The organism is Nocardioides sp., from assembly GCF_036405735.1.
Taxonomy (GTDB): Bacteria; Actinomycetota; Actinomycetes; order Propionibacteriales; family Nocardioidaceae; genus Nocardioides.
Genome location: NZ_DASWXC010000069.1, coordinates 24,112 through 37,573, shown reverse-complemented (window position 1 = coordinate 37,573; position 13,462 = coordinate 24,112). Strand labels below are relative to the sequence as shown.

The window sequence follows — 13,462 nt, the reverse complement described above, 5'->3', positions numbered from 1 at the left end:
CTCATCGGTCCCCGAGCCGGTCGAGCACCCGCGGTCCGATCTCGGTGACGCTGCCGGCGCCGAGCGTCAGCACCAGGTCCCCGGGCCGGGCGCGCGCGACCAGCTCGTCCACGGCCTCGTCGAGTCCGGGCACGGACGCGACCCGGTCCTGCGGCAGCGGCACGTGCCGAGCGACCAGGTCGCCGGTCACCTCCGGGTCGGGGTCCTCCCGCGCGAGGTAGACGTCGAGCACGACCACCTCGTCGGCGGCCCCGAGCGCGCGACCCATCTCGGGGCCGAAGATGCGGGTCCGAGAGACCAGGTGTGGCTGGAAGGCGACCACGACGCGGCCCTCGCCGGCGACCGAGCGGGCGGCCTCGAGGTCCCCCGCAATCTCCGCGGGGTGGTGGGCGTAGCTGTCGTAGACCCGGATGGCGCCACCGGGAGTGTCGACCGAGCCCTTGCGCTCCATCCGGCGACGGGTGCCGCCGAACGCCTCCAGTCCGCGGCGCAGGTCGGCGAAGTCGTAGCCGAGCCGCACGCCGAGCGTCAACGCTGCGAGCGCGTCCAGCACATAGTGCCGGCCGGGGATCTGCAGCGTCACCCGGCCCAGCTCCACCCCGTGGTCCACGACGGTGAAGCTCGAGGTCGTGCCGGACAGCACGACGTCGACGGCCCGGACGTCGGCGAGGTCGCTCTCCCCCACGCCGACGAAGGCGCGGTCCAGCGAGGTGGCCACCGCACGCAGCGCGGCGGCGCCGGGGTCGTCGACGACCGCGACCAGCAGGCCGCCGGCCGCGCGGTCGTCGACGCGCTCGACGAACTCGGCGAAAGCCTCGCGGTACGCCGCCTCGGTGCCCCAGGAGTCGAGGTGGTCGGCCTCGACGTTGGTCACGATCGCGGCGTGGGGGCGGTAGACCAGGAAGGCACCGTCGCTCTCGTCCGCCTCGGCCACGAAGAGGTCCCCCGCGCCGACCTCGGCGTTGGTACCGCTGGAGGTCAGGTCACCCCCGACGGCGTACGTCGGCTCGGCGCCCGCGGCCTGTAGGGCGACGGTCAGCAGCGAGGTGGTCGTGGTCTTGCCGTGGGTGCCGGCGACGGCGAGGACGCGCCGCCCGGCCATCACCGAGGCCAGCCCGGCGGAGCGGGGCAGGATGCGCAGGCCGAGCCGGACCGCCTCGAGGTACTCGGGATTGTCCTCGCGCACGGCCGTCGAGACGACCAGCGTCTGGGCGCCGTGGACGTGCTCGGCGGCGTGGCCGACGTGGACGGTGGCGCCCAGCTCGCGCAGGCGGTCCAGGGTCGGCGAGGCGACGCCGTCGCTGCCGCTGACCGGGATGCCGCGGGCCAGCATGATCCGGGCGATCGCCGAGAGCCCGGCGCCCCCGATGCCGACGAAGTGCACGGGGCCGAGCTGGTCGGCGGGGAGGATGACCTCGGGGACGGGGATCCTCATCGGCCCGTCCTCGTGGCGGTCTCGAGCACGATCCGGGCGAGCCGCTCGGCCGCGTCACGCGGCACCAGCGCCGCCGCGGCGGAGCCCATCGCTGCGAGCCGGGCCTCGTCGGTCGCCAGCGCCGGAAGGGTGCCCGTCACCCACTCGGCGGTGAAGGCCGCGTCGGCGACCAGCAGCGCACCGCCGGCGTCGACGACCGGGCGCGCGTTGTGCTCCTGCTCGCCGTTGCCGATCGGCAGCGGCACGAAGACGGCAGGCACGCCGACGGCGGCCGCCTCGACGACGCTGTTGGCGCCGGCGCGGCAGACCATGAGGTCGGCGGCGGCGAGCGCGTAGTCCATCCGGTCGACGAATCCCACCGGCACGTAGCCCGGCGCGGCCGGGGGCAGGTCGTTCTTCGGGCCGACCACGTGCAGCACCTGCATCCCCGCGGCGACCAGGGCGCCGGCCGCGGTGGTGACCGCCTCGTTGAGCCGGCGCGCGCCCTGGCTGCCGCCGGTGACGACCAGCGTCGGCCGGTCGGGGTCCAGGCCGAAGAAGGCTCGCGCCTCGGCGCGCAGCGCCGCACGGTCCAGGGTGGCGATCATCGGCCGCACCGGCAGGCCGACGTACTCGGCCTTCGGCAACGGGGTGTCGGGGAAGCTGACGGCGACCCGGGTCGCCACGCGGGCGCCGAGCTTGTTGGCGATGCCGGGCAACGCGTTCTGCTCGTGGACGACGACGGGGACCTTGCGCGAGCGCGCCGCGAGGTACGCCGGGACCGAGACGTAGCCGCCGTAGCCGACGACGACGTCGGGCCGCACCCGCTCGAACACCTCGTGGGTGGCCTTCACGGCGGCCCGGAGCCGGCCCGGCACCTTGAACAGCTCGCCGCCGAGCGAGCGCGGGAGCGGCACGGGCGGCACCAGCTCGAGCGGGTAGCCGGCGGCCGGGACGACGGTGGTCTCCAGCCCGCGCGGCGTGCCGAGGCAGGTCACCTCCACCGCGGGATCCAGGCGGCGCAGGGCGTCGGCCGTCGCGAGCAGGGGCGAGGTGTGTCCGGCGGTACCGCCGCCGGCGAGGAGGACGCGCATATCGGGCTCAGCCTAGGCGCGGCGTCCCGGAACACCGGCCGACAGGCCCGCCGAGCGGGACTTCTTCCGGGCCGCGAGTGCGCGGGCGGCCTCGGGCTCCCGGCGCGCGAAGCCGATCACCAGGCCGAGGGCACACAGCGACGGCAGCAGCGCCGAGCCTCCGTAGGACACCAGCGGGAGCGGGATGCCGATGACGGGGCCCAGGGCGAGCACCATCGACACGTTGATCATCATCTGGCCGAGCAGCCAGACCACGATGCCGAAGGTGACGTAGCGGACGAACGGGTCCTCGGTCTGCCGGGCCACCCGGACCGCGGCGTAGGCGATGGTGAGGAACAGGCCGACCACCAGCAGCGTGCCGACCAGACCGAGCTCCTCGCCGAGCACCGCGAAGATGAAGTCGGTGTGCGCCTCCGGGAGCGAGCCCCACTTCTGCTGGGAGGCGCCGATGCCCTCGCCGAACCAGCCGCCACTGGAGAGCGCGTAGAGGCCGTGGCCGGCCTGCCAGCCGGCACCTTCGAAGTCCTGGAAGGGGTCCACGAAGTTCGTCAGGCGCGAGACCCGCTCCTGGTCCAGGGTGGCGAACCCGAAGACCGCGACGCCGACCGCGGAGAACCCGAGCCCGAAGACGCGTCCCGGGAAGCCGACCACCCACAGCAGCCCGACCAGGATCGCCAGCAGCACCAGCGCGGTACCGAGATCGTCACCGGCGACGACCAGTCCGGTGGCCAGCAGCAGGCCCGGCACGACCGGGACCGCCATCTGGTGGAGGCTGTCGAGCCGGCGCTCCTTGTTCGCGTAGATGTGCCCCGCCCACAGGACCAGGCACAGCTTGGCGATCTCCGAGGGCTGGATCTGGATCGGGCCGAGGACCAGCCAGTTCTGGTTGCCGTTGACCTCGCGCCCCCCGAACACCGTGGCGAAGAGCAGCGCCAGCGAGACGACGTACGCCGGGTAGGCGAAGCCTCGGATGACCCGCAGCGGCAACCGGCTGGCGACCCAGGCGGCGGGGATGCCGAGCACGACCCAGACCACCTGGCGCTTGATGGTGTAGTAGGAGTCGCCGTACTCCCGGAAGGAGTACACGCTCGACGAGCTCAGCACCATGACCAGGCCGATGGTCAGCAGCAGGGCGGAGGCGCCGAGCAGCAGGTAGTAGGCGGTGAGCGGCCGGTCCAGCGCCTCGCGCACGGCCGTGAGCCAGCGCGACGAGGGCCGCGCCTGGAGTCCCGACCGGACGCGTGCGAGAGGACCGGCTGCAGCGGCGTCCTCGGGGTTGGCGGTGGTCACCGGGCCTCCCCTTCCGCTTGCTGGTCTAGCTGCTGTTCCTGGCACGCACCGCCGCGGCGAACGCGTCCCCGCGGGCGGCATAGTCGGTGAACATGTCCATGGAGGCGCATCCCGGCGCGAGCAGCACGGTGTCCCCCGGCCGGGCGAGACCGGCTGCCGCGTCGACGACGTGCGTCATGACGTCACCGGGACCAGTCTCACCGCTCGGCAGGGTCACCACCGGGACATCGGGGGCGTGTCGCGCAAGAGCCTCGGCGATGACGTCGCGGTCGCGGCCGAGCAGCACCACGCCCCGCAACCGGTCGCGCACCGCCTGCACGAGGTCGTCGAACCGGGCGCCCTTGGCCAGGCCGCCCGCCACCCACACCACGGACCCGTAGGCCTGCAGCGAGGACTGCGCAGCGTGCGGGTTGGTCGCCTTGGAGTCGTCGACCCAGGTGACGCCGTCGCGCTCGGCCACCACGCTGATGCGATGACCACCGGGCCGGAAGGAGCGCAGCCCGTCACGCACCGCGGCCTGGCTGACGCCGTGGGCGCGGGCCAGGGCGGCCGCCGCCAGGGCGTTCGCCACGAAGTGCGGCGCGTCGCTGGCCAGGTCCGCGACCGTGCACAGCTCGGCGGCGCTGTCGTGGCGCTGCTCGATGAAGGCCCGGTCGACCAGGATTCCCTCGACCACGCCGAGCATGCCGACGCTCGGCATGCCGAGCGTGAAGCCGATCGCCCGGGCGCCCTCGACCACGTCGGCCTCCTCCACGAGACGGCGGGTGGCTGGGTCGGCGACGTTGTAGACGCAGGCGCGGGAGACGCGCTCGTAGATGCGGCCCTTGTCGGCGGCGTAGAGCTCCATCGGCGAGGCGTCGCCGGAGCCGTACCAGTCGAGGTGGTCCTCAGCGAGGTTGAGCACGGCCGCCGACTCGGCGGCCATCGACTCGGTGTAGTGCAGCTGGAAGCTGGAGAGCTCGACGGCGAAGACGTCGTAGGGCTCGGGGTCCATCACGGCCTCGACGACCGGCCGGCCGACGTTCCCGACGGCCGCGCTGCGCAGGCCGGCGGTGCGCAGGATGGTGTCGAGCATCTCGACGGTCGTGGTCTTGCCGTTGGTGCCGGTGACCGCCAGCCAGGGCGCCGGCTGTCCCGACGGGCCCGGAGCGCGCAGTCGCCACGCCAGCTCGACCTCGCCCCACACCGGGATCCCACGCTCGCGGGCCTGGGCAAGCAGCGGCGCCGAGGGCTTCCAGCCGGGGCTGGTCACCACGACGTCGATGTCCTCGGGAAGCGTGGCGGTGGCGCCGGGCCCGAGCCGGATGCTGGCGCCGAGCACCTCCAGCAGCTCGGCCCGCTCCGCGCGGTCCCCCTCACCCGGCTTCTCGTCGAGAGCGGTGACAGTGGCGCCCAGATGCAGCAGGTTGTCGGCCGCGGCGAAGCCCGAGACTCCGAAGCCCGCCACGACGGCGCGCACGCCTTCCCAGGAGTCCTCCCGGCCCAGGGATCCCAGCTCGCGCCCAGCCATCAGTTCCCGGTCACCCATTCCGCGTAGAAGATCCCGACGCCGGCCGCGACGCACAGGCCCGTGATGACCCAGAACCGGATCACGATGGTGACCTGCTCCCAGCCGAGCATCTCGAAGTGGTGGTGGAGCGGCGTCATCCGGAAGATCCGCCGGCCGACGCCGGTGAAGCGACGGGTGGCCTTGAAGAAGCTCACCTGCAGCATCACCGAGAGCGTGATGGTGACGAAGAGGCCGCCGAGGACGACCAGCAGCAGCTCGGTGCGCGACAGGATCGCGAGGCCGGCGAGCGCGGCGCCGAGCGCCAGCGAGCCGGTGTCGCCCATGAAGATCTGCGCCGGCGAGGCGTTCCACCACAGGAAGCCGATGCAGGCGCCGGCGATCGAGGCGGCGACGACCGCAAGGTCGAGCGGGTCGCGGGCCTCGTAGCAGTGCGGGTTCAGCGTCACGCCGCAGGTCTGGTTGGCCTGCCAGATGCCGACGACGACGTACGCCGCGAACACCAGTGCGCTCGCGCCCGTGGCCAGGCCGTCGAGACCATCGGTCAGGTTGACCGCGTTGCTGAAGCCGGTGACCAGGAACCAGATGACGAACAGCACGAGCGCCGTCGGCAGCGTCCAGCCGAAGTCGCGCAGGAACGAGATCTGGTCGGCCGCCGGCAGCCGGCCGGCCTCGTCGGCGAGCTCGTCCCACAGCGCGAGCACGCCGAAGGCGATGGCCACGACCGTCTGGCCGATCATCTTGGCCTTGCTGCGCAGGCCCAGACTGCGCTGCCGGAAGATCTTGATGAAGTCGTCGAGGAAGCCGACCGCGCCGATGCCGACGAACAAGAACAGCAGCAGCAGCGCGGAGGCCGACGGCTCCGCGCGGGTGATGAGCTTCGCGACGAAGTAGGCGATCACGGCCGAGACGATGATGACGACGCCGCCCATCGTGGGCGTGCCCCGCTTCGTGTGGTGGCTGGTCGGGCCGTCGTCGCGGATCTCCTGGCCGTAGCCGAGCCGCGTGAACTGACGGATCGCGACACGCGTTCCGAGCAGCGACAGCAACAGGGCCAGACCGCCGCCCAAGAGGATCGCTCTCATCGTTGCCTCACTGCTCGTTCACTCGCTGATGTCCCTGGGTGATGTCCCTGCCGGGCCCTGCCACAGGCACAGGCCATCTTGGCCTACGCCCCACCACGCCGCCTCACGCCATGCCGGTCGTGCCGCGCAGGCGTGTGAGCAACGCCTCGCGGGCGACCTCGCGGTCGTCGAAGGGCTGCACCACCCCGGCCGCCTCCTGGCCGCTCTCGTGGCCCTTGCCGGCCAGGACGACGATGTCGCCGGCCTCCGCGATGCCGACCGCCTCCTGGATCGCGGCCCGGCGGTCGCCGACCTCGCGGACGGTCGCCGTGCCGCCACGGGCGCCGGCGAGGATCGCGGCACGGATCGCCGCCGGGTCCTCTCCGCGGGGGTTGTCGTCGGTGACCACCACGACGTCGGCCAACCGGGCCGCGATCGCGCCCATGATCGGGCGCTTGCCGGTGTCCCGGTCGCCACCGGCACCCAGGACCACGATCACCCGGCCGTCGGTGAGCGGACGCAGCGTGCGCAGCACGGCCTCCACGGCATCGGGCTTGTGGGCGTAGTCGACCACGACGGTGAAGTCCTGTCCGACCTCCACCCGTTCCAGCCGGCCCGGGACACCGCCGGCGCGCCCGATCGCGTCGCCCAGCCGGCGTACCTGCGTGGCCGGCAGGCCGACCTCCGCGCAGGCCGCGACCGCGGCCAGCGTGTTGGCGACGTTGAAGTCGCCCGGCAGCGGGCAGTGCACCGGCACGTCGGTGTCGGGGCCGATCGCCCGGAACGTGGAGCCCGCGGGGCCCAGCTCGACGTCGACGGCGGTCCAGTCCGCGCCGGCTTCCTGGCGGGTCGAGAACGTGCGCACCGGGATCGCCGCCTCGGTCGCCAGCCGCCGTCCGTGCTCGTCGTCGATGCTGACCAGGCCGAGCCGGGCGCGCTCCGGCGTGAACAGGGAGGCCTTCGCCGCGTAGTAGTCGGCCACGTCGTGGTGGAAGTCGAGGTGGTCGCGGCCGAGGTTCAAGAAGACCCCGACGTCGAAGACGACGCCGTCGACCCGTCCCAGCACCAGGGCATGGCTGGACACCTCCATCGCGCACACGCCGACCTTCTTCTCGCGCATGAGCGCGAACAGCCCCTGCAGGTCGGGCGCCTCGGGCGTGGTGAGGCTGGTCCACAGGTCCTTGCCGGCGACGCGGGTGCCGACCGTGCCGATGACACCGGCCGTGAGGCCCGCCTTCTGCAGGCCGCTCTCGATCAGCCGGGTCGCGGTGGTCTTGCCCTGGGTGCCGGTCACGCCGATCATCCGCATGGCGGTCGCCGGCTCGCCGTAGATCCGGGCCGCCAGCCGGCCCAGCACGGCCCGGGGGTCGGATGCCACCAGCACGGGTACGCCGGCCAGCATCGGCGACCCCGGCAGGATCCGGCTCGCGCCCACGTGGTCGGTGAGGATCGCGACCGCCCCGGCCTCGAGAGCGTCGGAGGCGAAGTCGATGCCGTGGACGCGCGCTCCTGGCAGGGCGGCGTACAGGTCGCCGGGCAGCAGACGCTGCGAGCTCAGTGAGACCCCCGTGACGACGGTCGCCGGATCGCCGGCCAGCGTCATGCCTTCTTCGACGAGGTCGGCCAGCGGGGTGCGCAGCGGACGCAGCGGACGGGTCGCGGCGACGAGCGCGCGATCGACGGTGGAGGGCACGCGGCGATTATCCCCTGCCGCGGCCCCACTCGACCGGCAGGCGCGACGGCTGCGTACCGGTCGGTGGGACGCCGTAGCGGCGCAGTGCGAAGCTCATGACCTTGGCGAACACCGGTCCGGCCAGCGAGCCGCCGCCGCCGCCGTTGCGCGGGTTCTGGACCAGGGCGTAGACGGTGAAGCGCGGGGCGTCGGCCGGCGCGAAGCCGGCGAAGGAGACGGTGAACGAGCCGTCGTAGCAGCCGCACTCGGAGTTGGCCCGCTGCGCCGTACCGGTCTTGCCTGCGACGCGGTAGCCCGGCACCTGCGCGCGCGGCGCCGTTCCGGTCTCCGGGTCGGGGACCCGCTCCATCATCTCCATCATCTGTTGGGCGGCCTCGGCGCTGACCACCCGCTCGCGCGTGGTGTGGTCGGTGCCGACCGCCACCCCGGCCGCGGTGGTCGCCGACCCCTTGACGATGCTCGGGGAGACGCGCACCCCGCCGTTGGCGACAGCGTTGACGGCGGTGGTCATCTGCACGGCGTTGACCGAGAGCGACTGGCCGAAGTCGATGCGGTCCTCGATCTGGGCGTTCCACTGCGTGGGGGACGGCAGGATGCCGGCGGACTCGCCGCGCAGCCCGATGTCGGTGGTGCGGCCGAGGCCGAACTTCGTGAGGTAGTCGCGCAGCTGGCCGGCCGCGAAGCTGTCGGCGGCGATCACCGTGCCGATGTTGGAGGACTGGGCGACGACGCCCGCAAGGGTCCACCGCTTGGTGGGGTGGTCGAACCAGTCGTGGATGACGCGGTCCTGGCGGTGCAGGGTGTTCGGAACGGTGAGCCGGGTCCGGCTGGTGACCTTGCCGGCGTCGATGAGGGCGGCCAGGGTCAGCACCTTCTGCACCGACCCGGGCTCGTAGACGTCGCTGAGCGCGCGGCTGCCGCGGTCCGCCTTCGGCGCCTCCCCGGGCTTGTTGGCGTCGAACGTCGGGTAGTCGGCCAGGGCGAGCAGCTCTCCGGTCTGCGTGTCCTGCACGACGACGACGCCCGATTCGCCGTTGGACCGGTCGACGGCCTCGGCGATCACGCGCTGGGCATAGGACTGCAGGTCCCGGTCGAGCGTGGTGGTGAGCGTCTTGCCGTCCACCGGCTCGACGGTGGTGCTCTCGCCGAGCGGGATCCGGTTGCCGCTGCCCTCCACGTAGGTGGCCTTGCCGTCCTTGCCGGCGAGGTAGGTGTCGAAGCTGCGCTCCAGGCCGCCCAGGGACTCGTCGGTGCCGAGGAAGCCGACGAGGTTGGCGGCCACATCACCACCCGGATAGGCGCGGATGGGGTCCCGTTCGGTGGAGAGACCCTTGTAGCCCAGCTCGCGCGCCTCGTCGACCGCCTCGCTCGCCACGGTGGCCGGGATCTTGCGGGCGACGTACTCGTACCTGCTGTCCGGGTCGCCGCGCAGCTGGCGCAGGGCGTTGGCGTAGTCGATCCCGAGCCGGTTGCTGAGGAACTTCGCCAGCTCCGGGGCGTGCTTCCTCGTCAGGGCGGGATCGGCCACGATCATCAGGCCCTCGACGGAGTCGGCCAGTGGCTCGCCGTTGCGGTCGAGGATGTCACCGCGCTCGGCCGGCAGGTCGATGTCGACCAGGTTCGCGGCCCGGGCGGCGGCGGCGTAGGAGTAGGGGTCGATCCCCTGCAGCTGGACCAGCCGGGCGCCGAAGACGGACAGCACGATCGCGATCAGCATGAAGCCGATCCGCAGCCGCACGTGCGGCGACCCGCGCCGGGTGCCCCGTCGCGGCTGGCGCACGGTGCGCTGGTTGCCTGCCACGCTCGTCCCTTCTCCCTACCCCTGCGGTGTGTGCCGCCAGTCTCCCCCGGCGAGCGCCCAACCGGCGGTCAGCCGGCCGCGTGTCGCGGTGAGGGAAGCTCAGCGGAAGACCGGCTTGCGGACGCGGGGGCGCAGCGGCGGGGTCGCGTCGGCGGTGGCGGGAGCGGCCTGGCCCCTCACCTTCCCCGTCTCGACGTCGAGCATGGCGACCGTGGTCGCGATGACCAGGCCCTGCTTCTGCGCCTGCGCGGCCAGGTGCTGGGGGGCGCGCAGCTCCTCCAGCTCCATCTCGAGGGTCTGCTGGCGCGCGGCCAGGTCGGTGGCCTGCTGGGAGAGCCGGCTCTCGGTGAAGGCCGCCTGCTGCATGGAGGTGTTGAAGCACAGCAGTCCCACCACGCCGGCCAGCAGGATCAGACTGACGAGGGTGACGAACGGGAAGCGCGAGGCCCGCACCCGCACGCGGGGTACGACGGCGAGCCTGGCGCGCTGCAGCGCAGCGCCGTCGAGCCAGGGGCGGCCGCGCAGTGGCGTCGTACGGCCTGAGGGCACGGGGCTGGCGCTGCTCATGATGTGGCTCCTCGGGGAAGGAAGGGCTTGACTCGTTCGATGGCGCGCAGCCGGACCGAGGCGGCGCGGGGGTTGTCGGCGGTCTCGTCGGGGCCGGCCTGCTCCGCGCCGCGGGTGACCAGCCGCAGGGCGGGCTCGGCGCCCTCGGGCACGAACGGGAGATCCGGCGGGACGTCGAGCCGCGTGGCCCCGGCGAAGACGTTCTTGACCAGGCGGTCCTCGAGCGAGTGGTAGGACTCCACGACCACCCGGCCGCCCACGCCGATCGCCTCCAGCGAGGCGGGCATGGCCCGGCGCAGCACGCCCAGCTCGTCGTTGACCTCCATCCGAAGCGCCTGGAAGGTCCGCTTGGCGGGGTGTCCCCCGGTGCGGCGCGCGGGCGCCGGGATGGTCGCGTAGAGCAGCTCCACGAGTGGCCCCGAGGTCGTGAACGGCTCGGTCTCGCGGCGGCGTACGACGGCCCGGGCGATCTTGGCGGCGAACTTCTCCTCGCCGTACTCCCGGAGCACCCGGGTCAGCTCCGCCACCGGGTAGGTGTTGAGCACGTCGGCAGCCGTCAGGCCGCGAGTCGGATCCATCCGCATGTCGAGGGGCGCGTCCTCGGCGTAGGCGAAGCCCCGCTCCCGCACGTCGAGCTGCATCGAGGAGACGCCCAGGTCGAACAGCACGGCGTCCACGCCACCGACACGGTCCAGGCTCTGGCCCTCGATCACGTCCAGCAGCTCGTCGTACACCGCGTGCACGCCGGTGAACCGGTCGCCGTACGGCGCCAGCCGCTCGCCCGCCCGCCGCAGCGCCTCGGGGTCGCGGTCGATGCCGATCACGCGCGCTGCCGGGAGGCGCTCCAAGACGGCGGCCGAGTGGCCGCCGAGGCCGAGGGTGCAGTCGACCATGACGGCGCCGTCGTGGGAGAGCGCCGGCGCGAGCAGCGCCACGACCCGGTCGAGCAGCACCGGAACGTGCCGCGGTCCGCTGGGCGGGATCGGAGGGGTGCTCGGACTGTTCATGGGGACTCAGCCCTGCTGGGTGAGGCTGGCGAGGACGAGGAGGACCAGCGCGATGCCCAGCGAGGTCCCGGCGGAGAACACCATCACCACGGCGGCCTCACGGGCCTGGTGACGCACCCGGCGCGGCGCCTGGGGTGCGATGGGGGTGGTGGTCATCGCGGTTCGACCCTTCTGGTGGTGCTGGTTAGTGGGGAACGGCTCCGCAGGGCCAGGTCTCATGCCCGCTCCCGGGGTGGAAGGGATCGCCATCTGGAGCCGGGGAAGGTGCCCCAGAGGGCGGACGGTCGTCTGGAACCGGGGAAGGTGCCCCAGAAGACCTCGGGAGCGGGACTGAGACCTCGCTCTGCGGAGCCGCTGTTGAGTTGTGGTGCCGGGTGGTGCGGGGTGGAGCCGGATGGTGCGGGTGCCGGTCAGTTCTGCGCGGCGTCCTCGTCGAGCTCGGCGAACTTGGCCTGGGCGACGGTCGAGTAGTCGCGCCATCGCTCCGGGTCCCAGATCTCGATCCGGTCCATCACGCCGATCACGACGACGTCCTTGGTGAGCCCGGCGTAGGCCCGCAGGAACGGCGAGATGCTGATCCGCCCCTGCTTGTCCGGCGCGCCCTGCTCGGCGCCGCCGAAGAGCACGCGGGCGTAGTCACGCGCACCGCGGGAGGTCAGCGGCGCCTGCTGCGCCCGGGTGGCCTCCGCCAGGAAGACGTCCTCGGGCCACACGACCAGGCAGTTCTCCTGACCCTGTGTCACCACGACGCCCTCCGCCAGTCGGTCCCTGAACTTCGCCGGGAGGAAGAGGCGGCCCTTTTCGTCGAGCTTCGGGGTGTACGTGCCCATGAAGAACACCGGCCCACCCCCTACCGCTCCACGTCAGTGGTCTCTTCCTCCACTTTGCCCCACCTTAAACCACTTTCCCCCACCGTCAACCACTTCGCCGGTGTTGCGACGGGGTTTCCGCTCCCGCCCGCCGCCCACAGGCCTTGCCGGGGCGAATACGGTGGTCCCACCCGCGCAACGCGGCCCGCCCGGAAGGACCCCGCACGTGAGCACGTCCAGCACTGGCCTCGCCGGCCCCGGTGGCCCCGCCGACGTCGAGACCGTCACCCGCGTCGCCGGCCGGATCCGGGCCAACATCGAGCGCGTCATCGAGGGCAAGCCCGACGTCGTCTTCTCCGCCCTCGTGGTCCTGCTCGCCGAGGGCCATCTGCTCATCGAGGACGTGCCCGGCGTCGGCAAGACGCAGCTCAGCAAGGCGCTGGCGCGCAGCATCGACTGCTCGGTCCGGCGCATCCAGTTCACGCCCGACCTGCTGCCCTCCGACGTGACAGGCGTGTCGGTGTTCAACCAGAACACCCGCGAGTTCGAGTTCCGCCCCGGCGGCATCTTCGCCAACATCGTGGTCGGCGACGAGATCAACCGGGCCTCCCCCAAGACCCAGTCCGCTCTGCTGGAGTGCATGGAGGAGCACCAGGTCACGGTCGACAACGCGACGTACCAGCTCGAGACGCCGTTCATGGTGATCGCCACCCAGAACCCCATCGAGATGGAGGGGACCTACGCCCTCCCGGAGGCGCAGCGCGACCGCTTCATGGCGCGGGTGTCGGTCGGCTATCCCCCGCCCGCCGCCGAGATCGCGATGCTCTCCTCCCACACGCGGGCCAACCCGCTCGACGACCTCGAGGCGGTCACCGACGCCGCGGAGATCCGCAAGCTGATCGGCATCGTCGGCCAGGTCCACGTCGCCGACGCGGTGCAGCGCTACGCCGTGGCGCTGACCTCGGCCACCCGTACCAGCCCCGAGCTGGTCCTCGGCGCCTCCCCTCGCGCCACGCTCCACCTGGTACGGGCCGCGAAGGCCAGCGCCGCGCTGCACGGCCGCGACTACGTGCTCCCCGATGACGTGGCAGCCCTGGTCACGCCGGTGCTGGCGCACCGGCTGCTCCCCACCGTCGAGGCGACCATGAGCGGACGGACCCCGGCCAGCGTGCTCGACTCCGTGCTGGCCTCCGTGCCCGTCCCCGCCGCCGGCTGA

General features: G+C 72.8%; 12 protein-coding genes. 1 reads left to right on the top strand and 11 read right to left on the bottom strand.

All coding sequences use genetic code 11. The features are described 5' to 3' along the window. Window position 1: 1 nt before the first annotated feature. The 11 genes from murC to mraZ form a co-directional block, all read right to left on the bottom strand. Window positions 2-1,435, bottom strand: a complete 1,434-nt coding sequence (murC, locus tag VGE38_RS11105; RefSeq protein WP_331142604.1) for a UDP-N-acetylmuramate--L-alanine ligase — start codon at window positions 1,433-1,435, stop codon at window positions 2-4. Further along, window positions 1,432-2,508, bottom strand: a complete 1,077-nt coding sequence (murG, locus tag VGE38_RS11100; RefSeq protein WP_331142603.1) for an undecaprenyldiphospho-muramoylpentapeptide beta-N-acetylglucosaminyltransferase — start codon at window positions 2,506-2,508, stop codon at window positions 1,432-1,434. Before murG ends, murC begins: the two co-directional genes overlap by 4 nt. 12 nt (window positions 2,509-2,520) lie before the next feature. Next, the gene (gene ftsW, locus VGE38_RS11095; protein ID WP_331142602.1) at window positions 2,521-3,798 is read right to left on the bottom strand and encodes a putative lipid II flippase FtsW; all 1,278 of its coding nucleotides are present in this window, start codon (window positions 3,796-3,798) and stop codon (window positions 2,521-2,523) included. Between the two features lie 25 nt (window positions 3,799-3,823). After that, the gene (gene murD / locus VGE38_RS11090) at window positions 3,824-5,308 is read right to left on the bottom strand and encodes a UDP-N-acetylmuramoyl-L-alanine--D-glutamate ligase (protein WP_331142601.1); all 1,485 of its coding nucleotides are present in this window, start codon (window positions 5,306-5,308) and stop codon (window positions 3,824-3,826) included. Then, on the bottom strand, window positions 5,308-6,390 hold the full coding sequence (mraY, locus tag VGE38_RS11085; RefSeq protein ID WP_331142600.1) for a phospho-N-acetylmuramoyl-pentapeptide-transferase: 1,083 nt from the start codon (window positions 6,388-6,390) through the stop codon (window positions 5,308-5,310). Before mraY ends, murD begins: the two co-directional genes overlap by 1 nt. Before the next feature lie 103 nt (window positions 6,391-6,493). Further along, window positions 6,494-8,062 carry a UDP-N-acetylmuramoyl-L-alanyl-D-glutamate--2,6-diaminopimelate ligase gene (locus VGE38_RS11080; protein ID WP_524538548.1) on the bottom strand — a complete coding sequence of 523 codons (1,569 nt, stop codon included), beginning with the start codon at window positions 8,060-8,062 and terminating at the stop codon, window positions 6,494-6,496. A gap of 7 nt (window positions 8,063-8,069) precedes the next feature. Next, complete coding sequence (locus VGE38_RS11075) at window positions 8,070-9,863, bottom strand: peptidoglycan D,D-transpeptidase FtsI family protein (RefSeq protein ID WP_331142599.1); 1,794 nt, start codon at window positions 9,861-9,863, stop codon at window positions 8,070-8,072. Window positions 9,864-9,962: 99 nt separating this feature from the next. Continuing rightward, window positions 9,963-10,430 (bottom strand): cell division protein FtsL, encoded by a 468-nt coding sequence (gene ftsL, locus VGE38_RS11070; RefSeq protein ID WP_331142598.1) that lies wholly within the window; start codon window positions 10,428-10,430, stop codon window positions 9,963-9,965. Continuing rightward, complete coding sequence (gene rsmH, locus VGE38_RS11065) at window positions 10,427-11,437, bottom strand: 16S rRNA (cytosine(1402)-N(4))-methyltransferase RsmH (protein ID WP_331142597.1); 1,011 nt, start codon at window positions 11,435-11,437, stop codon at window positions 10,427-10,429. Before rsmH ends, ftsL begins: the two co-directional genes overlap by 4 nt. Before the next feature lie 6 nt (window positions 11,438-11,443). Next, window positions 11,444-11,593, bottom strand: a complete 150-nt coding sequence (locus VGE38_RS11060; protein WP_331142596.1) for a hypothetical protein — start codon at window positions 11,591-11,593, stop codon at window positions 11,444-11,446. Between the two features lie 254 nt (window positions 11,594-11,847). After that, window positions 11,848-12,276 (bottom strand): division/cell wall cluster transcriptional repressor MraZ, encoded by a 429-nt coding sequence (gene mraZ, locus VGE38_RS11055; RefSeq protein WP_331142595.1) that lies wholly within the window; start codon window positions 12,274-12,276, stop codon window positions 11,848-11,850. Window positions 12,277-12,472: 196 nt separating this feature from the next. Between mraZ and VGE38_RS11050 the strand changes: the two genes are divergently transcribed. After that, window positions 12,473-13,462, top strand: coding sequence for an AAA family ATPase (locus VGE38_RS11050; RefSeq protein WP_331142594.1), 990 nt, complete (start codon window positions 12,473-12,475; stop codon window positions 13,460-13,462).